The organism is Paraburkholderia sp. RL17-347-BIC-D, from assembly GCF_046027915.1.
Lineage (GTDB): Bacteria > Pseudomonadota > Gammaproteobacteria > Burkholderiales > Burkholderiaceae > Paraburkholderia.
Window position 1 is genome coordinate 105,533 of sequence record NZ_JARESS010000011.1, and the last position, 21,987, is coordinate 127,519.

The following is a 21,987-nucleotide window of genomic DNA, read 5'->3' on the forward strand; positions in this document are numbered from 1 at the left end:
CGGGGCGAGGGCGCGCCTATTGACGCGCGAGGCGTTGCAGCTTCTGATTGCGCATCAGGCACAGCATGTCCGCGGCGAGATGCGCCGCGGCGAGCGCGGTCACGTCGCTGTGGTCGTACGGCGGCGACACTTCCACCACGTCCGCGCCGATCAGATTCACGGCGCCCAGGGCGCGCACGATCTCCAGCGCCTGCGCCGAACTCAGGCCACCTGCCACCGGTGTACCCGTGCCGGGCGCGAAGGCGGGATCGAGACAGTCGATGTCGAAGGTGAGGTAAGTGGGCGCACTGCCGACGACGGACAGCACTTCGTCGATCGTCGCTTGCGTGCCGTTGCGATGGACCCACGGCGCGTCGAGAATGCGCACGCCCATGAAGTCGTCGTTCCAGGTGCGAATGCCGATCTGCACCGAACGCGCGGGATCGATCAGCCCTTCGCGGATCGCTTTGTAGAACATCGTGCCGTGGTTCAGCGAATCGGGGTTGTCGTCCGGCCAGGTGTCGCAATGCGCATCGAAATGGATCAGGCTCAGCGGCTTGCCGTATTTCTCGGCGTGCGCGACCAGCAGCGGATACGTGATGTAGTGGTCGCCGCCGAACGTCAGCATGCGCGTGCCGGTGGCGAGAATGCCGCGGGCGTGCGCGATGATCGCGTCGCGAATGCCCAACGGGTTGTGCGCGTCGAACCAGCAGTCGCCGTAGTCGACCACGTTCAAATGGTCGAAAGGATCGACGCCCCACGGAAATGCGCCGAGTTCCGCCAGTTGTACGGAGGCGGCGCGCACGCCCGCCGGACCGAAGCGCGTGCCGGGGCGGAAGGTCGTGGCGAGATCGAGCGGAATGCCCGACACGGCCACGTCCACGCCGCTGAGGTCGCGCGAGTAGGGGCGGCGCATGAAGGACAGCACGCCCGCGTAGGTTGGAGCGGCAGGCTGGCCGCCGTCCTGGCCGGGGCTTTTCAGATACGGGTGCGGCGCGTTCAGATTCAAGGTCATGCGGAGTAATCCAATCGGTTTTATGGGGTGCCCATCACACCAATATTTTTCATATCTGCAGAACCGCAATTACGAGGGATGGGCAACTGGGTCTATGATTGCGGGGAAAAATTCCGCCGAAAAGCGAAGAATCTTGCTGGAAGTATCGAAATATCTAATATCTGACCCTGACCGAACGATGCGCAGACTTCCGCCCTTGCAAGCCTTGCTCGCCTTCGACGCCGCCGCGCGGCTCGGCAGCTTCACGCGCGCCGCGCAGGAACTGGCGCTGACGCAATCGGCGATCAGCCATCAGATCCAGCAACTCGAGGAGTGGACCGGGCAGCCGCTGTTTCGCCGGATCGGCCGCGGCGTGGCGCTGACGGCCGCCGGCACGCTGTACGCGCAAACCGTGGCGACGGCGCTCGCCACGCTTGCCGACGGGCGCGATCGCATCGAGCCGTACGGCAATCCGGATTCGGTGATTCTGGTGTGCGCGCCACAATTCGCTTCAGGCTGGCTGATGCCGCGCATGGGCGCGTTCGCCGAGGCCTTGCCCAATCTGGAGCTCTGGCTCGTGACCGGCGAGGAAGTCAACGAGATCGATCGTGTGGATGTCGACCTGGTGGTGTCGGCGAAGGCGATCCGTACGCCCGAAGTCGTGTGCGAGCCGTTGCTCGAAGAAGCGGCCGTGGCGATCTGCGGACCGATGACGGCGCGCCGTCTGCGCGACGCGCCGTTTCCCGGGGTGCTGACGCAGGCGCCGTTGCTGGTTCACGAGGCGCATCCCGAATGGGCGCCGTGGCTGCCCGAACTGAAGCGCGGCGGCTTGCGCACACGCCGGGCGATGACGGTCAGCGATCCACGTTTTCTCGTAGCCGCTGCGGAACAGGAAGCGGGCATCGCGATGGTGTCGCGACTCGACGCGGGCGACGCGCTGACAAGCGGCCGCGTCGAAGTCCTGCCGCAAGTGCCGGGCTTCGCGCTCGCGCCGCTCTTTTTGATGCGCTCCGCGCAGCCGGCGCGCTCGGCCGCGGTGGATGCGGTTCATGCGTGGATGATGGCGCAATGCCGCGCCGGAGCTTGACCGAACGGGCTGCCGACCCGAACGGGAATGAGTGTGAAACATCACATGGCACGCGCCGCCTAAAATTTCGCAAGCTCTGCACCGTCTTGCGGCAGCGACGCCGCTATCCTAGCGCCATGATGAAGCCCAGCACCGAACGTGACTACCGCCGACGGATCGCCCGCGTGGTCGAGGCGATTCTGCTCGAACCCGGCGCGCACCACACGCTGGAGAGCCTCGCCGCGGTGGCGCATCTGTCGCCGTTTCATTTTCATCGCGTCTACCGCGCGCTGACGGGCGAAAGCGTCGTGGAGACCGTGCAACGCCTGCGGCTTGCGCAAGCGGCGCAACGGTTGACCGATGCCGCCGCGTCGGTCACCACGGTCGCGCACGATGCCGGCTACAACAGCCCGCAGGCTTTCGCGCGGGCGTTTCGCGGCTTCACCGGTGTTTCGCCGAGCGAGTTCAAGGCGCGCCAGAAACGTCTGGCGGCGCCATGCACGGGCAGGTCGGCGGACGCACCGCTCGCCGCGTCACGGAGCAACGTCCCGGTTCCGGCGTTGCCTGCCGTCGAACTCACGGAGATCGCGCCGTTCGACGTGCTCAGTCTTCGGCATGACGGGCCGGTCGCGACCATCGGCCAGACCTTTCGCTCGCTCATGACGATGCTGCATTGCGACGAAAACGCGGCGATGGATCAGCGCGTGGGCATCTGCGTGCGCGATCCCGCGGTAAAGGACAGCTTCAGCTATCGCGCGGCGATTCTCACGGGGCCGCATGCCGTGGCCGTCGAGATGGACGACGCCGTCGAACCCTTGCGGCTCGAAGGCGGACTGTATGCGGTGCATCGGCTGATCGGCCCGTATGCGCTGATCTCACCGACCTTTCGCGCACTTTACGGCGGCTGGCTGCCGCAAAGCGGCTTTCTGCGCGACCGGCGTCCCGCGCTCGAGTTGTATCGCAGTCCACTGGTCGCCGGTTTGCAGCAGACGTGCGTGACCGACCTGATGATTCCAATCCGCAAGGACTGACCATGTTTCGTGTGAGTTGTGCCGTCATCGCCAGGCTGGCGTGTGCGGCGGCGTTGTGCTGGGCGGGTGCCGCGTCGGCGGATCAGGTCGACTTGCATGTGGGCGAGACCACGCGGGTGTTTCATCCCGCCGTAGCCCGCAATTGGCGCGGGGCGAAGACCGAGGCGCTGGTGACGCGCATCTGGTATCCGGTCGATACGTCGGTGCCGCAGACGCCGCGCGAGATCGGCGCGCCCGGTCATCCGATCTTTCGCGGCCACGCCGCCGCCGACGATGCGCCGCTCTCCACCGCGCGCACAAGCTACCCGTTGCTGGTGCTCTCGCACGGCACGGGCGGCACCGCGGACAGTCTCGACTGGCTGGCCGCGGCGCTCGCCGCGCAAGGCTATATCGTGGCGGGCGCCAATCATCCGGGTAACACCGCGGCGGCGCCGCTGACCCGCGACGGCTTCATGCTCTGGTGGGAGCGCGCCACCGACGCGAGCGAAGTGCTCGACGGCGTGCTCGCCGATCCGATGCTCGGCCGGCATGTGGACCGCGAGCGGATCGGCGCGGTGGGGTTCTCGCTGGGCGGTTACACGGTGCTCGAACTGGCGGGCGCGCGGACCAATCTGCAGGCGTTCGAGCGCTTCTGCACGTCACCCCAGGCCGACGCCATCTGCCATCCACCAGAGGCGGCGCGGATCAGCGACGCATCGGGCGCGGCGCCCTTGACGCTCGACGATCTTTCGCCGGAAACCAAGGCGTCGCGCGCACGGTCCGGCGCATCGTATCGCGATCCACGCGTTAAAGCCGTGTTCGCCATTGCGCCCGCGCTCGGTGAAGCCTTCGACAGCGCCACGTTCGCCGACGTGACGATTCCAGTCTCGCTGCTCGCGGGCGAGGCCGACGTCACCGCGCCCGTGGCCACCAACATTCACCGCATCGCGGGCTTGATGCCCAAAGCGCATGTCGAGATGGTGCCGGGCGCGTCGCACTACACATTCTTGGATACGTGTCTCGCCGATGTGGTCGCGCATCTCGCGGGCATCTGCGAGGACGGGCCGGGCGTCGATCGTGATGCGGTGCATGCGCTGGCTGCTGATCGGGCGATCCGCTTTTTCGCGGCGACGTTGCCCGCGCGCTGACGCTAGCAACAGCGCCGCCGCGCTATCGAACCGAGCGTGGCAGCGCGCAGTGCGGCGCCGTGCTCACCACGCATGTCAATCCTCTAGCGGCGACAACGCCTCGAGCGGCATCTTCTTCTCCGCCCCGATGCTGATCGACGGCACGAACAACAGCAGCGCGACCACGAAGATCGCGATGACGAAGAGCGAGATGAACGTGAGGTGCAGCGACTGATGCAGTACCGCGCGGATCATGTCGCTCTCGCCGAGATTGACGGCCTGATTCTGCAGCAGCGCCCTCAACTGATCCGAGGTGACCGCGGCCGCGCCATTCGAATGACTGAGCCCGAAGTTGAGCACCGCGCCGAACAGCGTCGCGCCCAACGTGCTGCCGAGATTACGCGAGAAGAGGTTCGACGCGGTGGCGCTGCCGCGCTCGCCCATGCCGACGATCTCCTGAATCAGCACCAGCGAACTGACGCTCGACGTGCCCATGCCGAAGCCCATGATGAGCGAACCGAACGCGGCGACGAGCGGCGAGCCGCCGGGCGACAGGAACAGCAGCAGCACCGCGCCGAGCGGAATGAACGTGCTGCCGCCGATCAGAATGCGCCGCAAGCCGAGGCGATGAAACGACTTCGCTGCGAACGTGGCGCCGGTCGGCCAGCCCACCATCATCATCGTCAACGCGAGGCCGGCGATCACCGGCGAGCGATGCAGCACGCCCTGCACGTACATTGGCAGGAACGTGGTGGCGCCCATCAGGATCATGCCGGACAGCAAGGTCGAGCCGTTGCAGGCGGCGATCGGCCGGCGGCTCCACAGCGCGAAGGAGATCATCGGTTCAGCCGCGCGGCGCTCCTGCCACACGAACAGCAGCACGCACAGCACGAAGGCTCCGCCCGCCATCGAGGCTTGCGCGACCTGGTCGTCGCCGGCGTAAGTGAGCGCCATCATGAGCGCGGCGATTGCCGCCATGAACAGCGCCGCGCCGCCGAAATCGATCGAAGGGCGCGCATGCCGTTCCGATTCGCGCAGGAACGCGATGAAGCCGGCCGCGGAGGCGAGTCCGATCGGCACGTTCATCCAGAAGATCCAGGCCCACGACATGTTGTGGATGATGAAGCCGCCGACCATCGGACCCACCACCGCCGAAATCGCCCAGACGCTCGCGAGATAGCCTTGCACCTTGCCGCGTTCGCGCGCGGGATAGAGGTCGGCGACGATGGTCAGCGTGACCGGCTGGATCGCGCCCGCGCCGACGCCCTGAATCAGACGGAACGCGATCATCGCCGGCATCGACCAGGCAAAGCCGGCCAGCACCGAGCCGATCAGAAAGATCGCGATGCCGGCCAGCACGATCGGCTTGCGGCCATACAGGTCGGCGAGTTTGCCGAAGACCACGGTCATCGCGGTCTGGGTGAGCAGGAACGACGAGAAGACCCAGCTGTACAGATGCAGATCGCCGAGTTGCGCGACGATCTGAGGCATGGCGGTGGAAACGATGGTGGCTTCGATGGCGACCATCGCCATGGACGCCATCACGGCGGCAATGACGAGAGGACGCGACGATTGCGGGTTGCGGGACATGGGCCAGGAGTTAGTATTAGGATATAAGGCACGTCGGGCGGCGTGGCCAAAAGCGGGCACACCGTGACGCATCAGCACGACCGTACGAGGACGGCCGGTGTCGAGTATGCACCCTGCTGAGAATGTGCGCTGACCCTGGGCGGCCTTGCGGACCACGCCGCCTTGGCACAGCGTTTGCGCGTTCGAAGCTTTCTTTCGACAAATGGAGGGTCATCATGAGGATCGAATTCACCGGACGCCGTGAAGTCGTAGCAGCGGCACGCGTCGCCTTCGAAGCCAATGTCGACGGGGCCGACGTCTGGTGTAGCGTGTCGCTGGATGCGCTGAACGACCATTTCGGCAACGACGGCCCATCGGCCCACAACCTTGTCAATACCTTCGAGGCGAATCGCACGCGGATTGAAAACGCTACACGCCGGGTCCTCGAAAAAAACGGGGGACAGTCCGTGGAACTCGAGACTGGCGATTTCAACAGGGCCTGAGCGGCCCGGTTTCTGATTGACGATGAGTCCGGCGCGCGCGCCGGGCTCGCAAGCCACTCGACGGTTGTTGTTCACACGCAACCCGTTCACTTCGCGCACACCCATCGTCGCGCGTCTTTACCTTCCAAAACACCTCGTCAAAGCGCAGCGCATCGCGATTGCTGCGTTTAGATGACCGATTCTTCCAGATTCCATAAAGGACTGCTCCAGGCCACGGGCATTCGTTTTCGATGCCCGCGTTTCTATACTCGCGTCGCTGTTCAACCTGACATTTCAGCTACGCAGGAGCATTGACGTGAAAAAGATTTCCGCCGCGGTCGCGGCGTTCGCAGGACTCGCCGCCGCCACCGCGCATGCGCAAAGTTCGGTCACGCTGTACGGCCTCATCGACGCCGGCGTGATGTACACCAACAACGTGAAGAAGGGCAACTCGCAGGGTCCGCTGGTTCAGGCGACGAGCGGCAACATCAACGGCAGCCGCTTCGGCTTGCGCGGCGCCGAGGATCTCGGCGGCGGAATGCAGGCGATCTTCGTGCTGGAGAACGGCTACAACGTGCAGAACGGAAAGCTCGGCCAGAATAACCGGCTGTTCGGCCGTCAGGCATTCGTCGGCTTGAGCAGCAAGCAGTACGGCACGTTCACGCTCGGCCGCCAGTACGACTCGCTGGTCGACTTCGTCGCGCCGCTCTCGGGCACGGCGGGCACCTTCGGCGATACCGGGTTCGCGCATCCGTTCGACAACGACAATCTGAACCACTCTGTGCGCATGAGCAACGCCGTGAAATACACGAGCGCGAATTATGCCGGTCTGAAGTTCGGCGGGATGTATGCGTTTTCGAACAACACGGACTTTGCGGTCAATCGTGCCTATAGCGCCGGCGTGAGCTATGCCAACGGTCCGTTCAAGGCGGCTGCAGGCTATTTGCAGATCAACGGTTCGAACTCGACTACCAATACGGCCGGCGCGATCGATCTCGGCGAATCCGCGGCCAACGGCACGGGCGGCTTCCAGCTCGGCGCCGATGTGCAACGCACTGCCGGTGCTGCGTTGAGCTATGGCTTCGGTCCCGTGACGGCCGGCTTCGTCTATACGCATAGCCAGTTCCAGAACACCGCGTCGTTCGGCGCCACGCATGGTTCGATGCGCTTCGACAACTACGAGGTGAACGGCAAGTACACCGTGACGCCGGCGCTGAGTCTCGGCGTGGCCTACACGTATACGAACGCGCATGTGAGCGGCACGTCGAGCTTCGGCTCCGATCCGAAATGGAATCAGGTGAACCTGCAGGCCGTCTATGCGCTGTCGCTGCGCACCGACGTGTATGCCGAAGCGATGTACCAGCACGTGAGCGGCAAGGGCTACACCGCGTTTATCAACACGGCGGGCGGCGCGTCGTCGACGGGCAATCAGGTGGTCGGCACGGTGGGGATCCGCACGCGCTTCTAAGCGTGATTTCTCCAGATTCAGGAACAATCCCTTCGACGGGCGGCAATTATTCTCTGAGGAATCGGCGCCTATATTGAGTTCACTGGTTGCACGGAGAGTGATTCGAAGTGTCGCTGACCATCAATTCCCGGAGGTTGTTTCCATCATGAAGTCCCTGATCAAGGCCGTCGTTATCGTTGCATCGCTGGCTGCTTCGGCCACCGTATTCGCCCAATCGAATTCCCGCATCACGCGCGAGCAGGTGCGCGCGGAACTGGTTCAACTGCAACAGGCCGGCTATCACGTCGGCGACGGCGATCAGACGCGTTATCCGGAAGCGATTCAGGCCGCGCAAGCGCGCGTCGCCGCGCGCAACGGCGAGACCAGCGGTTATGGCGGCAGCGTGGTGGGTTCGTCGCAAAGTGGCCGCCCGGCTGTGTCCGCAGCGGACTGGAACGCAATGTATAGCCGTTGATTCGACGGGCCCGACGTAGTGTGTGTTGGGCCACGTTGGAAAGGACTCTTCCAGCGCGGCGTATAGATAGGCTTCGTCGGTATCGGTAAAGTAGTCATGCACGCACGGTTTCCGGTGTGCGAGCGAGAGAGTTGGCCCCGGCTGGTAACAGCCGGGGCTTTTTTTTGTTGCGCTTCAGTGAGGCATGAAGATGTCGTGATGAAGGCGCCTCGTTGCTGCTCGCGCCTGCAGGTTCGTCGAGTTCGTGGTTGCGGCTGCGGTATAGTCGCGCGAATAGATCGCCTGCGTGCTCCCGGCTTTCGTATTGTCGCGGGCACCGCAGGCTCATTCTTTGATTTATCTGGAGAACAACCGTGCAGGAAATCATCGAAGGCTTCATCCGCTTTCAACGAGAAGTCTTTCCGCAGCAGAGCGCATTGTTCAAGCGTTTGTCGATGGCGCAAAGTCCCAGTACGCTTTTCGTGACGTGCTCGGACAGCCGTGTCGTGCCGGAGCTGCTGACGCAGACCGAGCCGGGTTCGCTGTTCGTGATCCGCAATGCGGGCAACATCGTGCCGTCTTATGGTCCGGAGCCGGGCGGCGTGTCGGCGACCGTCGAGTACGCGGTGGCTGTATTGGGTGTTCGCGATATCGTGATTTGCGGCCACTCGAATTGCGGCGCGATGACGGCGATCTCGACGTGCAAAAACCTCGACCATCTGCCGGCGGTGGCGGGTTGGCTGCGTCACGCGGATGCGGCCAAGGCCATCAACGCATCACGCACTTACCATTCGGACGCGGAGTGTCTCGAAGCCCTGGTCAAAGACAACGTGATTGCGCAACTTGCGAACATTCGCACGCATCCGTCGGTGGCAGTCGGGCTCGCGAACAAAACGCTGCGGCTGCACGGCTGGATCTTCGATATCGAAAGCGGTGCGATGCTCGCGCTCGACGGATCTACCGGCAAGTTTTTGCCGCTGGCGGACAACCCGGACATTTACGCCGTCTAACTTGATTGATGTTTGAACGTGAGAGGCGCACGATGAGGCGTCGCGTGCGCGACCAACTTTCACGGCTCATGCCCGTTCGAACGGCACCGCTGGGGCGTTGCTCATGACATAGGAGGCGAGCCATGTGGGGCCGTCATCTGTCTTCCCCCATGCGGCGCAATCTGCTGCTGGCTGGTGCGTCGTCGATCACGCTGGCGGGTTTGTCGCGGCACGTTGCCGTGGCGGCGCAGCCCGCGTCCGGCAATGCGCCGAATTCGATTCCACCTGCTGAAGCGCTCGACCGCCTGATGCAGGGCAACGCCCGCTACGCCGCGAATACCCCTTCAAACAAGGACTATTCCGCTGACCGCGCGGCGCGTGTCTCGGCGCAGTATCCGATTGCCGCCATCGTCGGCTGCGCGGATTCGCGGGTCGCGCCGGAGCTCGCCTTCGATCAGGGGCCGGGCGATCTGTTCGTGGTGCGCGTGGCAGGCAATTTCGTCAACGACGATATTCTCGCGAGCCTCGAGTATGGCGTCGAGATTCTCGGCGTGCCGCTTATCATGGTGCTCGGGCACACGCAGTGTGGCGCGGTAACCGCCACGGTCAAGGCGCTGAAGGACGGAACGCGTTTGCCCGGCCATCTGCCGGAACTGGTCCGTGCGCTCAAACCCGCCGTGCAATTGGCGAAAGTGGGCCACGGCGAGGATCTCGTCGAGCAAGCCACGATCGAAAACGTCAAGTTGAATACCAACCGGCTGATCGTATCCAGACCGCTCATCGGGCCATACGTGAAGAGCGGCAGGGTCAAGATTGTCGGCGGCGTTTACGATCTGGCGACGGGCAAGGTCACGCTGCTCTGACTCGCTTCTCGCTCGTCAGCCGCTGAAGCATCGAAACGCGAGGCTGATGCGCGGCTCCGTCATGCCCGCAAGTTTGGGAATGCCGTGCTCATGGGTAAATTGCGACGCGTAGCTCATGACAAGACAACTGCCGGGCTCCAGTTCGACATGCACGATTCGTCCGGCACCGGCGCCAGCCTTGGGCCGGATCGACATGCGCCGGGTCGCGCCGAGCGAGACGATGGCAATCGGCTGGGCGGGCACCAGCTTCTCTGTCTTGTCGCTGTGAAGCGCGACGCTGTCGCTGCCGTCGCGATAGAGATTGAGACCGACGCGATTGAACGGCGCGCCCACGAGCGCGCGCACGGCTTCGAATGCTTCGCCCAACGGCGCGGGCAGATCGTCTGCTTCGCGCGCGAAGGTGGCGAGCAGACGCGGCACGGCGACCTCGCGCTCGTACATCATGCGCTGCTGACTGAGCCAGCCGACATTGCGCAGCGCCGCCTCGAACCACGCCTGGGCCGTGTCGGCCGGGATCGACTCGGGTAGATAGCGGATGCCGCCTTCCTCGTCATGGAGGAGAGCGACGGGCTCGGGCGCGAAGAGGGCTTGCTGGGACACCATGATTCCGACGTGGGCTGGGCGCCGCCGGTCAGAAAACGAAGGGCGGCTCGGGCAAATCATTATACTGTGTTTTTATACAGTATTCATGACCTGCCACGACCGCACGACCGCCCTTCGTGCAGCTTCACTCGCCTGGGCTATACAGGTCGAGCAGCTTGAGCGTCACGCCATTGGTCCAGCCGAAGCCATCCTGCAACGGATATTCGCCACCGCCGCCGCCGCCCGTTCCCGCGCCTTCCACCACGTATTTCTCGACCAGTTTCTGATCGGACGCATAGACGCCTTTGACGTCGGTGAGAAAGCGCGTGCCGATCTGTTGGGCGAGCGCGTCCTGGCCATAACGCTTCAAGCCCTGAAGCGCCGCCCAGTGCAGCGGCGCCCAGCCGTTCGGCGCGTCCCATTGCTGCGTCGTGTTGTAGGTCGTCGTGACGAGGCCGCCGGGTTGCAGCAAGGTCGACTGCACCTGTTTCGCCGTCTTCAGCGCGCGATCCGGCCACGCCGCGCCGACGAACAGCGGAAACACCATCGCCGCGGTCTTGTTGTCGCGCGGTTTGGCGAGCTGCCAGTCATAGTCGCCGTAATAGCCGTTGGGATTCCACAGATAGCGGTTGATGCCGAGCGCACGCTTCGCGGCGCGTTGCGCGAATTCGCCGACGCAGCGGAAATCCCGCGTCTCGCCGCAACCCTTGGCGATGGTGATCTCGAGGTGGAACATCAGGCTGTTCAGGTCGACCGGAATGATCGACGTGGTGCGCACCGTCGCGAGCGTCATGTTGTCGCCGAACCAGCGCGAGCTGAAATCCCAGCCGCTTTCGGCGGTCGCCCGCAATTCGCGGTAGACATCGTTCGGATTGCGGCCGCTCGCCTGTTTCGCGGTCTGGATGTCCTCCAGATATGATTCGTCGCGCGGCGTGTCGAGCTCATCCCAGTAGCGGTTGAGCACCGTGCGATCCGGCATCACGACGACATTGCGCGTGGCCGAGCCGGGTTGCGTGGTGTTCTCGCCCTGCATCCAGTACGCGTATTCCTTGCGCAACGCGGGCAGGTACTTCTGGTAGACGCCGTGGCCTTCCACCTTCGCGGCGAGTTCCACCATGTGCGAGAAAAACGGCGGCTGTGAACGGTCGAGGTAGTACGTGCGATTGCCGTTTGGAATGTGGCCGAAGGTTTTGATCTCGTACGCGAAGTTGTCGAGCATGTCGTCGACGAGATTTTCGTTGCCTGATTCCTGCAGCCCCAGCATCGTGAAATAGGTATCCCAGTAGTAGCCTTCGCGGAACCGGCCGCCCGGCACCACATACGGTTTCGGCAACGGGATCAACGAGCTGTTGGGTGGCGCGCTCGTGGTGGTGCGGGTCAGTGCGGGCCATAGCCAGTTGATGTGTTCACGCAGCGTCTGGTTGGCGGGCGGCGTGATGACCGGCTCGCTCGGCGGCGTGAAGTACTGGTTGACGAAGTTCGCCAGCGAAAAACCGGCAGTGTTCTTCTGTTGCTCGTACAACTGCACGATCGTGGCGGGATCGGCGTTCGGCGTTGCATCGACGAAGGTCTTCTGGTCCGGATAGATCTGCGCGGTTTGCACGGCCACGAAGAGGTCGCCGTAGAGTTTGTCGGGCGCGGGCGGAAGCGTGCCGCCGACCTGGGTGTCGGCGTGGCAGACGCCGGCGAGACTGATCAGGAAAACGAAGCTTGAAGCGGCCGCTATGCGGTGCAGCCTGATGGATTCAGTGGTGCGGAAAGAGGTGCGAGATGCGATGTCGGCGCGCCCGAAGCTGCGCAATTGCGATGACTCAATCATGTCTCCTCCAGAGGAATGGACAACAGGATTGGTCTGCCTCGCGCCCACGGTTTCTTCTTGGGATGACCAGGGCGTGGCTAGCATCGCACAAATTACAGGGCGTTACAAACGGCTATGCAAACGGCATGCGCGAGATGCGCATGCCGCTGCACTGCACAACCAGCCGCGCCGGCGGTTTTACTTTTGCTGCCGGCCCGCTGAGTTCGACTTCCTCTAGTTCGACGTCACGAGCGAATCGGACGGCACGATCCGCAGCGTGTTCGGATTGCTCGCCGCCGGGTTCGACCACAGCAGATGCATGCTGGCCGCACCGGTGCCGTGCACATACTCGACCTTGATCGACGCGCGTTGCTTCGCGGCGAGCCAGGTCTTGCCGCTTACGGTGGATTGCGTCGAGGTCTTTTTGTCGATGATCTTAACGCCGTTGATCCACAGGCGCGCAACGTTGTCGCTGTCGATCGAGAACGTATAGAGGCCGTCCTGCGCCGCCTGGATCGCCCCGGTCCAGCGCACACCGTAGTGAGTCGCGTTGATGCCCGCGGAGGCGTCAGGCGAATCGGTGCCGCGCTCGGTGTTCAGATCGAAGTCGATCAACGGCGTAATCGAAGTCTTGACGGGCGCGCTCGCGAACGTCGGATCGTTGTAGTACCCGACTTGCAGCACCGGCAGCTTCACGTTGAAGCCACCCGTCAGCGCCTGCGTCTCCGAGGTCTGCCACGGATGGCCGTCCGGATAGATCGTCCCCTGGAAGGGCGTCGCCGGTTCGATCGTGGCGGGCGCGCCCGGCACCTGGCCCCAGTGGAAGCGCGTGTTGGTGCGGCCGATCATCAGCTCCCACACGATGAACCCCGTCGTGCCGCCGTAGTTCGACACGATGCCCGGCATGGTTTGACCCGTGGTGCCGGGGAAGCCGCGTTGCAGCGTTTCGGAATTCAGCGCGCTGACATTGCTGCCGTTCGCCGGACCCGTGTACGGGTTGCCGTACGGATGGAACGCATAGAAGTCGGAGAAGTACGTGCCTTCGTCCTCCTGCACTTGCGGCGCGTTGATCGGCTGCGTCGCGCCCGCGTTCAGGATGGCGATGCGCGCATCGTTCATCAGCGCCGCGCGGGTTTCCTGCAATGCACCATTGCCGCTGCAACCGGGTTCGTTCATCGTTTCCCAGAAGATGATGCGCGGGTCCTTGCGGTGTGGCGCGACGAAGTCGGTGATGTAGCTCGCGAGACTCGCCTTATACGTGATGGCGGAATTGGACGCGGTCGGCTGGAAATACGCCTGTTCCACCGGCGTACCCGGCGACTGCACCCACCGGCTGTTGTGCACGCCCCAGACCGGCGCCGGCTGCGGGCCGAATTGCGGCGTCGGGTTCCAGCAGTCGTCGTAGAAGATCGGCGAGACCTTGATGCCGTGGCGCGCGGCGATTTTCAGCAGGTTCTCGAACTTGCTCAGGAATGCCACACGATCGTTCGCCCACACCAGGTAATGCAGATAGACCGCGATTGTGTTCATGCCGTAGGTCTGCGCGTACGTCAGTTCGCGATTGACGATCTCCGGATCGTAGTTCTCCCAGAAGTCGATCGCGTTCACCGCGTTGGAAGGCGTGTAGACCGCGCCGACCACCTTCGAGAAATCGTAGCTCGGCGATGTCACGGTCGGATACGTGCGGATCGTGATGTTGCTGAAGGTCGCGCCGACGCCGAAGCGCCGCAGCCCGAAGCTGCCCGACTGGAAGGCGGCGGGCAGGGCGTTGGTGGCGTCGTTCACGCTGATCACGCGCTGCTGGTCGAGGTCGACGGTGATGGCCGTGCCGCTCGTCGTGACCTTCAGATGGTGCGTGCTGCCGCCGACGATCGTGCTGACCGGATACGAGATGAAGTTGGTCCAACTGTTGTTCTGACGGCCGACCACCAACGAATGCGTACCCGTGTCGAGGCCGATGAAGTAGCCGGTCAGGCTGTCGGGGCCGCCGGCCGTCGGGTTCGTGACGCGCACGATAAAGCCCGCGTTCGCGGCGCCGCTGCCGACCGGCGCGCTGACCGTCACGTCCGCTTCATACGACGCGCTCGCGTAGGTGCTGGCGAGCGCCACCGTTTTGTCGCCCGCGCCGGTGCCGTTGGTGGCCGGTGCGGGAATGGTGATGGTGGAATTGGTGGCGCCCGGCGCCCAGCCCTGGGTCGATCCCGGCGCGAGGTAGTTCGTGAGGTCGCCGAACGAAAGGGTGGTAGTGGAGACCGGCGCGGGGGGCGCCGGCGGTGTGTAGGGCGGAAGGTTGAGGGTGGGGTCGGCGATCACGAGCGGCGGGGTCGTCGTCTTCATGCCGACCGGAATGGCCTTCGCGGCCTTGAATTCGCTTTCGACGTTGGCCGTGTCGGCCGCCGAGGCCGCCAAAGCTGCCGAAGCGGCAGAGGAATCGACTGCGGCCACCTGCTTGTCCGCCGACGCTGACGCGTTCGGCGAACCGTCATTGCCACCGCAAGCGCCCAGCATGGCGAGCGCCGCAAGCACAAGGTAATTGCGCACCTGTATCTCCTGATGTCCCCGCTTAATTGATGGTCATAATTATTATTAATTCTGCATAGGGCTAGAGGCAGTGAGTCGTAGCCTTATGAATATGGAAATAGATATGAATAATATTATTAGTTTGACGGACCTGTATCCGTACTTACCCCGAATTGTTGAACGGCAAAGATTGCGCTAGGCGAAGTGGAAACCGGTGGCGAATGCGAGGCGGACCGGGTCAATGTCTTGCGCGCCCGTCGATCCTTCACGGAGCCGCAGGCATAATCCGTTTTTCCAACATTGCGAGCCGCGTAGCCGGCACGCAAAACCGGGGCGAAGCGTCGTTTTGCTCGCTCCCAGGACACTCCATGCCGCCCATCACCGCTGTCCGCACGAGCGCCGCGCCCTTGCGCAGCGTTGCGCTGATCCTCGTGTCGATGTTCTGTTTCGCGCTGGTCGATGCGCTCGCCAAATCCGTGGCGCTTGCTTATCCGGCTAACGAGGTGACGTTCTTCCGCATGCTGTTTGGCCTGCTGCCCGCCGTGGCGGTGTGCCTGCGCGGCAAGCCGATCGTCGAGCGGATCAGGCATATGGACGTGCGCGGGCAGACCATTCGCGCGCTGACGTTGCTCGGCGCCTCGGGTCTCTTCTTCGCCGGTTTGCCGTACATGCCGCTTAGCGAAGCGGTGGCGATCGTCTACTCGGAAACTTTGCTGGTGATCGTGCTCGCGCCGCTGTTGCTGAAGGAGGCGCTGAAGCCGCGCGATGCCGTGGCCGCGGCAGTCGGCTTTGTCGGCGTGCTGTTCGTGGTGCGCCCCGACGGCTCGCATTCGAGCTGGCTCGGTCCGGTCCTGCTGATGTCGAGCGCCTTCTTCGGCGCGCTATCGATCATTCAGATCAAGCGCATTCGCGCCTCCGACGATTCGGGCACCACGGTGCTGTATTTCACGGTGATCGGCACGATCGTCACCGGCGCGTCGCTGTTTTTCGCATGGCGCACGCCTTCGCTCCATGCGCTTGCGGTGATGGCCTTGCTGGGTGGCTTCGCCACCGCCGGACAATTGCTGATGACCATGGCGTTTCGCCAGGCCGACGCCGGCGCGCTCGCGCCGTACAACTACACGAGCATCGTGTGGGCGGCACTGTTCGGCTATGTGGCATGGGGCGAGACGATCGGCGCCATGTCGCTGCTCGGCATTGCGTTGATTGTCGGCAGTTCGATTGCCGTTGCGATGCGTGGGAAGCAGGAAGAGGGGCCGCTCGTCTAGGCGTGCGCGCTGCGCTCCGGCACTGCTTCGCAGTTCCAAATAGTCGCCAACGGAAAGCGTGCCTCGGAGCTGGCTTTTTCGGCCAACGAGGCAGGCACAATCGGACGATTCGACGCCTGAAGAATATAAATAGAAAATGGGCGCATCCAGTTCGCGTGCGACATCGTACGTGACTTGATTCCGCGGACGCGCACGTACCACGGCTGGAAGGGGGAGACGTCATGCATAGCGAACCCAGGAAGATCGTTCTCACGGGCCTCGTCGTCAGTGCTGTTGCAATCGCCGCGTATGTTTCGCACGCCAGCAAACCCTGGACGTCGACGGACGAATTCGGCTCGGCGCGCGGTGACACGCCGGCTTACCGCACGCGCGGCGACACCATCAGCGGTGCGGTCATATCCGGTCCGGTCACCGCTCGCAGCGATTCGAGCAGTGCGATGGCCGGCAGCCTGCAGGCGGCGCGCAATAGCCTGCAACGCAACGATCTTGCCGCCGCACAGGCGCAATTGGACGCGGTCCATTCGGCCCATCAGGATGACGATCAGGTTCGCGCGCTGCAAAAGGAAGTGCAGACGCGCACGGATAACGAGCAGCGTGCAGTGAACGCGGCGCAAGTCGAGAAGACGCCGCAACCTGCCGCGAAGCCAGCACGGATGTCTTCGACGAAACATGCGCGGTCGCGTGAGGGCCGCGAGCGCACGCACCGTTCATCGAGTTATGCGAAGAGTCAGGCGGCGTTGGACAAGCTGGTGGCACGCCTCGACAGCAATAGCGTGCCGGACGTGAGAACGCCAGCTACCGGTGGACCTGCTATGGCAAGTCAACCGGCGTCGATTCAGACCGGGCTCAAGGTGATGCAGAGCACGAGCAGCGCGCCCGTCGGCGTGCCGGCACCGCCGGTCCAACAGCGGGAGCAAAAACCGCCAGCGGTATCAATAGTGCCAGCGCTGCCGCAAGCCGACCTGACCACGCAAGCCACGCTGCCGTCACCGCCGTTGGTTCAGTCCACGCCGTCCGCCGCCACGGGGGTGAAAACGGACGACGGCCCGAAGACACGCTCGCAGGTGCGCGCGGAGCTCGCCCGCGCCCGGGAGACCGGCGGCCTTCCCGCGTTCGGCAATCCCGATCCCGCGGGGCCAGGCGGGGCGCCGAGCCTCACCGGCGCGCCGCGTCCGTGAGGCTGCGCAAACTGGCGATCGGCAAAGGCTGACCAGAGGCTTAACTCAGCGAAGCCGCGAGCCGCGCGAAGGTAGGTTCGTCGGTGCGATCGAAGGCGAGCGGCGTGACTGACACGCGCCCCGAAGCCACCACGGCTGTTTCGCTATCGGGATCGTTCGCGCGTGTGCCGCGTTGAAAGCGCAACCAGTGATAGGCCATGCCGCGCGGATCGACTTGCGGCAACACGTCGATATCTTCGACGAGTCCAACGCCCTGGCGGGTCGGCGTGAGCGGACCGGCAAGCGCCGCATCGACATTGGGAAAGTTGATGTTCAGACAGGTGGGCGCGGCACGCTCGATGGCGAGCAACTGGCGGATCACGCCCGGCGCGAGCGCACGCGCGGTGTCCCAGCGCACGTTGTCGCGGTTGCTGAAAGTCTGGCTCAGCGCGAACGACGGCAAGCCGAGCAACAGGCCCGTCATGGCGGCGCCGACGGTGCCCGAAAACATCGTTTCCACGCCGAGATTGCCGCCGCGATTGATGCCGGAAAGAATCAGCGTGGGCGGCGTGTCGCGCATCAGGTGGCGCACGCCCATCACGACGCAATCGCCGGGCGTGCCGGCCACGCCGAAACGCCGCTCGCCCTGGCGGCTCACGCGCAGCGGCGAATGCAGGCTGATCGAATGCGACGTGCCGCTCTGATCGTGCTCGGGCGCGACCACCCAGACTTCGTGCGCGAGCTCGGCGGCAACGGCTTCGAGCACGGCGAGGCCGGGCGCGTCGATACCGTCGTCGTTCGTCAACAGTACGCGCGGCACTTTGGATTCATAGGCAGACATCGCGGCAAACTCCTCTCGGTGGGTAAGGGAAGGGAAGCCTCATTATCCAGTCATCGGCTCTCGCGTGCCTCGATGCAATCAGAGCAGCGCCTTTCAGGCCGGAATCAATTTGCTTTGCGCGCTGCGCGGCTCGGAAGGATCCGGGCAGCGGACTGAAGGCGATCTTCGTCCTCGAGAACGGCTTCAACCTCTCGACCGGCAAGCTGGGTCAGAACAGCCGCGAGTTCGGCCGCCAGGCATTCGTCGGCCTGTCGAACGACCAGTAAGGCGCGGTCACGCTCGGCCGCCAGTACGACAGCGTGGTCGACTATCTCGGCCCGCTCGCGCTGAACGGCACGCAATACGGCGGCACGCTCGCCTCGTATCCGTACGACAACGACAACCTGAACAACTCGGTGCGTATCAACAACGCCGTCAAGTTCCAGACCGTCGATTACGGCGGCTTCAAGGTCGGCGCGCTGTATGGCTTCTCGAATGCGGCGGGGAGCTTCGCGGACAGTCGCGCGTATAGCATCGGCGCATCGTATGTGTTCGGCGGCCTGAAGGTCGCGGTCGCGGCAGGCTACCTGCAGATGAACGGCGGCGGTTCGAGCACCAACAGCAGCGGCGCGGTCGCGAGCGGCGACTCCACCTTCAACGCGGCACGTCAACGCACCTATGGCGCGGGCGTCAACTACCGCGCCGAATACACCGTCGAAATGACGAGCACGGCGGTCAAGCATGGAATGCCGCCAATCTCGGAAGCGAGCGCCATCGCGATCGGCGGGTCGCCGATCTGGGTGCGAGCGACGCTATCGTTTGATGCGATGCGCCGCAGCGGGCAGCGCAGCGAGCGCTTGAAGCATGGCGGTCTCCAGAACGCGGAACAGAAAATGCGCCGTTGTGTACCATGCGGATTGCCTTGTGCTTGCTCGCTGCCTGAGCTAAGCGTGGACTTTGCCGTTAGAGGTAGCTGCGCACGTCAACCAACACCCCGTACCGGACAAGTTGCCATGCAGACACAACCGTTCCAGATTGCAATTGCCGATCACGATATCGATGATCTTCGCCGCCGTATTCGCGCGACCCGCTGGGCGCCGGCGACGCCGTCGCCGGCCTGGCAACAGGGCGCCGATTCCGCGTGGCTGCGCGAGTTGGCGTCGTATTGGGCCGAACATTTCGACTGGCGCGCGGCCGAGCGCGGCTTGAATCAGCAGCCGCAATTTCTCGCCGATGTACAGGGGCAGCGCGTGCATTTCGTCCATCGGCGTGGCGTAGGCCCAGCGCCTTATCCGCTCGTGATCACGCATGGCTGGCCCGGATCGTTCTTCGAGTTCCACGCTTTGCTGGACCGCTTGTGCGACCCGGCCGCATCCGGTGGCGATCCAACCGATGCGTTCGATGTCGTCGTGCCGTCGCTGCCTGGCTTCGCGTTTTCGCAGGCGCCCACGCAGCCAGGCATGTCCGCGTTTCAGGTGGCGGATCTTTGGGCCTCGCTGATGCAAGGGCTCGGTTATCAGCGCTTCGGCGCGCAAGGCGGCGACCTCGGCGCCGGTGTGTCGATCGCGCTCGCCGCGCGGCATCCGCAAGCCGTGGACGGCATTCATCTCAACTTCCTGCCGAGCTCGTATGAGCCGGCCATCGGCGCGGCGCAGAAACCGCTCACGCCGGCCGAGGAAAATTTCCTGCGGGAGAAGAACGAGTGGGCCGCGCTCGAAGGCGGTTATGCGCACATGCACACCACCAAGCCGCAGACGCTCGCGGCGTCGCTCAACGATTCGCCGGTGGGATTGGCTGCATGGATCGGCGAGAAATTTCGGGCGTGGAGCGATTGCGAAGGCGACGTGGAGCGTGTGTTTTCGAAAGACGAACTGCTCACCAACATTTCGCTCTACTGGTACACGCAGTGCATTGGCCCAGCGATCCAGATGTACTGGGAAAACCGCTTGCAACCGATGCGTTTTGCCGAAGGACAACGCGTCGCGCCGCCCGTCGGCTTCGCGCACTTCCCGAAGGAGATCAATCACCCGCCGCGCAGTTGGCTCGAAAGAACCTTTGATGTCTTGCAATGGACCGACATGCCGTCCGGTGGACATTTTGCCGCGATGGAAAAGCCCGATCTGCTCGCCGCCGAAATTCGCCAGTTCTTTCGGCCGCTGCGGCAGCCGCGGCGCTAGTTCAACGCGGCCACGACGCTGCCGTGACGTTTGGCGTCGGGAATCTAGTCGATGGCGCGACGCTCGGCGAGTCCGCGTGTCGCCATGAGACAAGACATTGCATTGTTCGTCATCTCGATCAACCATTAAATTTGGTCAGGCCGTGTTTTCAGCTTCGCGTCAGCACGTATGATTGGGCGGTGGCACGGATCACCCGCACAACAAGCGTCGAGGCGCTCTTCGCCATACGGTTCAGGGCAGGTGCTGAGGGACAAGCAAAAAAGACGATGCAGAAAACGAAGGCCATTACGCGGCGCGTCATCTATCTCACACGCGATCCCGTGCCGGGATTGCTGGCGAGCTTTCGGGAACGCGAGTGGGACGTCGAGGTCATCGGTTCGGTGCGCGAGGTTCGGCAAATCGCGCATGACGGCTCGCTGGCCGGCGGTCTCGTCGATCTGTCGAGCGTGTTCGAACCACGTCAGCTTGTCGCGCTGCAAGCGTGTCTCGCCATGCCGAACATCGGCTGGGTGGCGATGGCGGCCGCCCCGTACCTCGACGACGCAAGCACGCGCCGGCTGGTGCGCGACTACTGTTTCGACTACGTGACGCTCCCCGCTGCGAATGAGCGGATCGTCGACACCGTGGGCCACGCCTGCGGCATGATTTCGCTCGGCGAGCCGGCCTTTGTCGACACGTCCACCGCTGAAGGCGAGATGATTGGCACGTGCGACGCGATGTTCGCGCTGTACCGCTCGATCCGCAAAGTTGCGACGAACAACGCGCCGGTTTTCATCTCCGGCGAATCCGGCACCGGCAAGGAACTGACCGCGGCGGCGATCCACGCGCGTTCGCCGCGCCGTGACGCACCGTTCGTCGCCATCAATTGCGGCGCGATTCCGGCGCAGTTGTTGCAGTCCGAGTTGTTCGGCTACGAGCGCGGCGCATTCACCGGCGCGAATCAACGCCGGGTCGGTCGCGTCGAAGCGGCGAATGGCGGCACGCTGTTTCTCGACGAAATCGGCGATCTGCCGTTCGAGAGTCAGTCGAGCCTGCTGCGGTTTCTGCAGGAGAGCACCATCAATCGTTTGGGCGGCAGTGGCTCGATCGACGTGGACGTACGCATCATCTCCGCAACTCACGTGGATATGGAAGCGGCGATCGAAGACGGCCGCTTTCGCGCGGACCTGTACCACCGCCTGTGCGTACTGAGGATCGACGAGCCGCCGCTACGCGCGCGCGGCAAGGACATCGAATTGCTCGCGCTATACACGCTCGACCGTTACCGCAAGGACGCGACCCGCCGCGTCTACGGCTTTGCACCGGACGCGATCACGGCGATGCATCGCTATGACTGGCCTGGCAACGTGCGGGAACTGATCAACCGGGTTCGGCGCGCCGTCGTGATGTCGGAGGCACGCACCATTACGGCGGACGACCTGGAACTGTCGAGCTATACCACGGCCGTACCCGTGACGCTCGCTCAGGCACGCGAAACCGCCGAGCGGCAGGCGATCGAACTCGCACTGCTACGTCATCGCGGCCGCCCCGGCGATGCCGCGCGCGAACTCAGCATCTCACGCACCACGCTTTACCGTCTGCTCACATCACATGGCATGCGTTACGGAGATGAACCGGATGCGGCGGAATAACGCTGTCGTCTGTCGTAAAGTTGCGAGCGCCCGGGTACGCAAATGACGTGTCTG

The 21,987-nt window shown here is 63.9% G+C and carries 18 protein-coding genes and 2 pseudogenes; 13 read left to right on the forward strand and 7 right to left on the reverse strand.

All coding sequences use genetic code 11. The features are described 5' to 3' along the window. Positions 1 to 16: 16 nt before the first annotated feature. Positions 17 to 994, reverse strand: a complete 978-nt coding sequence (gene speB, locus P0D96_RS17175; RefSeq protein WP_408314472.1) for an agmatinase — start codon at positions 992 to 994, stop codon at positions 17 to 19. Positions 995 to 1,172: 178 nt separating this feature from the next. On the opposite strand from speB, the gene P0D96_RS17180 reads away from it, so the two are divergent. The 3 genes from P0D96_RS17180 to P0D96_RS17190 all read left to right on the forward strand — a co-directional run bounded on the left by P0D96_RS17180 (position 1,173) and on the right by P0D96_RS17190 (position 4,197). Then, on the forward strand, positions 1,173 to 2,060 hold the full coding sequence (locus tag P0D96_RS17180; protein ID WP_408180960.1) for a LysR substrate-binding domain-containing protein: 888 nt from the start codon (positions 1,173 to 1,175) through the stop codon (positions 2,058 to 2,060). 116 nt (positions 2,061 to 2,176) lie between these two features. Further along, positions 2,177 to 3,070, forward strand: a complete 894-nt coding sequence (locus P0D96_RS17185; RefSeq protein ID WP_408314474.1) for an AraC family transcriptional regulator — start codon at positions 2,177 to 2,179, stop codon at positions 3,068 to 3,070. A 2-nt stretch (positions 3,071 to 3,072) separates the two neighbouring features. Next, positions 3,073 to 4,197, forward strand: a complete 1,125-nt coding sequence (locus P0D96_RS17190) for an alpha/beta hydrolase family protein (RefSeq protein ID WP_408314476.1) — start codon at positions 3,073 to 3,075, stop codon at positions 4,195 to 4,197. 75 nt (positions 4,198 to 4,272) lie between these two features. On the opposite strand, the gene P0D96_RS17195 is transcribed toward P0D96_RS17190, so the two are convergent. Beyond that, positions 4,273 to 5,766, reverse strand: a complete 1,494-nt coding sequence (locus tag P0D96_RS17195) for an MDR family MFS transporter (protein ID WP_408290708.1) — start codon at positions 5,764 to 5,766, stop codon at positions 4,273 to 4,275. 215 nt (positions 5,767 to 5,981) lie between these two features. Between P0D96_RS17195 and P0D96_RS17200 the strand changes: the two genes are divergently transcribed. The 5 genes from P0D96_RS17200 (at position 5,982) to P0D96_RS17220 (ending at position 9,980) form a co-directional block, all read left to right on the forward strand. Beyond that, positions 5,982 to 6,248, forward strand: coding sequence for a DUF1488 family protein (locus P0D96_RS17200; protein WP_132377321.1), 267 nt, complete (start codon positions 5,982 to 5,984; stop codon positions 6,246 to 6,248). A 295-nt stretch (positions 6,249 to 6,543) separates the two neighbouring features. After that, positions 6,544 to 7,695, forward strand: coding sequence for a porin (locus P0D96_RS17205; protein ID WP_408314478.1), 1,152 nt, complete (start codon positions 6,544 to 6,546; stop codon positions 7,693 to 7,695). Between the two features lie 145 nt (positions 7,696 to 7,840). Further along, positions 7,841 to 8,149 (forward strand): DUF4148 domain-containing protein, encoded by a 309-nt coding sequence (locus tag P0D96_RS17210; protein WP_132377319.1) that lies wholly within the window; start codon positions 7,841 to 7,843, stop codon positions 8,147 to 8,149. A 353-nt stretch (positions 8,150 to 8,502) separates the two neighbouring features. Beyond that, positions 8,503 to 9,138 (forward strand): carbonic anhydrase, encoded by a 636-nt coding sequence (locus P0D96_RS17215; protein WP_408180955.1) that lies wholly within the window; start codon positions 8,503 to 8,505, stop codon positions 9,136 to 9,138. Between the two features lie 122 nt (positions 9,139 to 9,260). Next, positions 9,261 to 9,980, forward strand: coding sequence for a carbonic anhydrase (locus P0D96_RS17220; RefSeq protein WP_408180954.1), 720 nt, complete (start codon positions 9,261 to 9,263; stop codon positions 9,978 to 9,980). Positions 9,981 to 9,995: 15 nt separating this feature from the next. Here P0D96_RS17220 and P0D96_RS17225 read toward each other — a convergent pair whose 3' ends face one another. The 3 genes from P0D96_RS17225 to P0D96_RS17235 all read right to left on the reverse strand — a co-directional run bounded on the left by P0D96_RS17225 (position 9,996) and on the right by P0D96_RS17235 (position 14,901). Further along, positions 9,996 to 10,583 carry an alpha-ketoglutarate-dependent dioxygenase AlkB family protein gene (locus P0D96_RS17225; RefSeq protein ID WP_408180953.1) on the reverse strand — a complete coding sequence of 196 codons (588 nt, stop codon included), beginning with the start codon at positions 10,581 to 10,583 and terminating at the stop codon, positions 9,996 to 9,998. Positions 10,584 to 10,707: 124 nt separating this feature from the next. Further along, a complete protein-coding gene (gene treA, locus P0D96_RS17230; protein ID WP_408314480.1) occupies positions 10,708 to 12,381 on the reverse strand; it encodes an alpha,alpha-trehalase TreA in 1,674 nt (557 codons plus the stop codon). Positions 12,382 to 12,594: 213 nt separating this feature from the next. Continuing rightward, positions 12,595 to 14,901 (reverse strand): PA14 domain-containing protein, encoded by a 2,307-nt coding sequence (locus P0D96_RS17235; RefSeq protein WP_408180951.1) that lies wholly within the window; start codon positions 14,899 to 14,901, stop codon positions 12,595 to 12,597. A gap of 347 nt (positions 14,902 to 15,248) precedes the next feature. Here P0D96_RS17235 and P0D96_RS17240 point away from each other — a divergent pair, with 347 nt between their 5' ends. Together P0D96_RS17240 and P0D96_RS17245 are read left to right on the forward strand one after the other, a co-directional pair. Next, positions 15,249 to 16,148, forward strand: coding sequence for a DMT family transporter (locus P0D96_RS17240; protein WP_408314482.1), 900 nt, complete (start codon positions 15,249 to 15,251; stop codon positions 16,146 to 16,148). A 221-nt stretch (positions 16,149 to 16,369) separates the two neighbouring features. After that, positions 16,370 to 17,326 (forward strand): DUF4148 domain-containing protein, encoded by a 957-nt coding sequence (locus P0D96_RS17245; protein WP_408314484.1) that lies wholly within the window; start codon positions 16,370 to 16,372, stop codon positions 17,324 to 17,326. Positions 17,327 to 17,366: 40 nt separating this feature from the next. Here the strand turns inward: P0D96_RS17245 and surE are convergent, their stop codons facing one another. After that, on the reverse strand, positions 17,367 to 18,146 hold the full coding sequence (gene surE, locus P0D96_RS17250; RefSeq protein ID WP_408180948.1) for a 5'/3'-nucleotidase SurE: 780 nt from the start codon (positions 18,144 to 18,146) through the stop codon (positions 17,367 to 17,369). A 134-nt stretch (positions 18,147 to 18,280) separates the two neighbouring features. On the opposite strand from surE, the pseudogene P0D96_RS48805 reads away from it, so the two are divergent. Then, positions 18,281 to 18,824 (forward strand): annotated as a pseudogene (locus P0D96_RS48805) (porin); the annotation flags it as partial. Here the strand turns inward: P0D96_RS48805 and P0D96_RS17260 are convergent. Beyond that, a pseudogene (locus tag P0D96_RS17260) lies at positions 18,794 to 18,986 on the reverse strand (LrgB family protein); the annotation flags it as partial. The pseudogenes P0D96_RS48805 and P0D96_RS17260 sit on opposite strands and share 31 nt — an antisense overlap. A gap of 152 nt (positions 18,987 to 19,138) precedes the next feature. On the opposite strand from P0D96_RS17260, the gene P0D96_RS17265 reads away from it, so the two are divergent. Then, positions 19,139 to 20,302, forward strand: a complete 1,164-nt coding sequence (locus P0D96_RS17265; RefSeq protein ID WP_408314486.1) for an epoxide hydrolase family protein — start codon at positions 19,139 to 19,141, stop codon at positions 20,300 to 20,302. Between the two features lie 266 nt (positions 20,303 to 20,568). Then, positions 20,569 to 21,933, forward strand: a complete 1,365-nt coding sequence (locus P0D96_RS17270; RefSeq protein WP_408314488.1) for a sigma-54 dependent transcriptional regulator — start codon at positions 20,569 to 20,571, stop codon at positions 21,931 to 21,933. Positions 21,934 to 21,987 lie beyond the last annotated feature (54 nt).

Excerpts from the sequence above, each read along its gene's own strand:
- P0D96_RS17240 (WP_408314482.1), top strand. The coding sequence starts at position 15,249 with ATGCCGCCCATCACCGCTGTCCGCACGAGCGCCGCGCCCTTGCGCAGC.
- P0D96_RS17180 (WP_408180960.1), top strand. The coding sequence starts at position 1,173 with ATGCGCAGACTTCCGCCCTTGCAAGCCTTGCTCGCCTTCGACGCCGCC.
- P0D96_RS17185 (WP_408314474.1), top strand. The coding sequence starts at position 2,177 with ATGATGAAGCCCAGCACCGAACGTGACTACCGCCGACGGATCGCCCGC.
- P0D96_RS17245 (WP_408314484.1), top strand. The coding sequence starts at position 16,370 with ATGCATAGCGAACCCAGGAAGATCGTTCTCACGGGCCTCGTCGTCAGT.
- surE (WP_408180948.1), bottom strand. The coding sequence starts at position 18,146 with ATGTCTGCCTATGAATCCAAAGTGCCGCGCGTACTGTTGACGAACGAC.
- speB (WP_408314472.1), bottom strand. The coding sequence starts at position 994 with ATGACCTTGAATCTGAACGCGCCGCACCCGTATCTGAAAAGCCCCGGC.
- P0D96_RS17270 (WP_408314488.1), top strand. The coding sequence starts at position 20,569 with ATGCAGAAAACGAAGGCCATTACGCGGCGCGTCATCTATCTCACACGC.
- treA (WP_408314480.1), bottom strand. The coding sequence starts at position 12,381 with ATGATTGAGTCATCGCAATTGCGCAGCTTCGGGCGCGCCGACATCGCA.
- P0D96_RS17210 (WP_132377319.1), top strand. The coding sequence starts at position 7,841 with ATGAAGTCCCTGATCAAGGCCGTCGTTATCGTTGCATCGCTGGCTGCT.
- P0D96_RS17195 (WP_408290708.1), bottom strand. The coding sequence starts at position 5,766 with ATGTCCCGCAACCCGCAATCGTCGCGTCCTCTCGTCATTGCCGCCGTG.
- P0D96_RS17265 (WP_408314486.1), top strand. The coding sequence starts at position 19,139 with ATGCAGACACAACCGTTCCAGATTGCAATTGCCGATCACGATATCGAT.
- P0D96_RS17200 (WP_132377321.1), top strand. The coding sequence starts at position 5,982 with ATGAGGATCGAATTCACCGGACGCCGTGAAGTCGTAGCAGCGGCACGC.
- P0D96_RS17190 (WP_408314476.1), top strand. The coding sequence starts at position 3,073 with ATGTTTCGTGTGAGTTGTGCCGTCATCGCCAGGCTGGCGTGTGCGGCG.
- P0D96_RS17225 (WP_408180953.1), bottom strand. The coding sequence starts at position 10,583 with ATGGTGTCCCAGCAAGCCCTCTTCGCGCCCGAGCCCGTCGCTCTCCTC.
- P0D96_RS17220 (WP_408180954.1), top strand. The coding sequence starts at position 9,261 with ATGTGGGGCCGTCATCTGTCTTCCCCCATGCGGCGCAATCTGCTGCTG.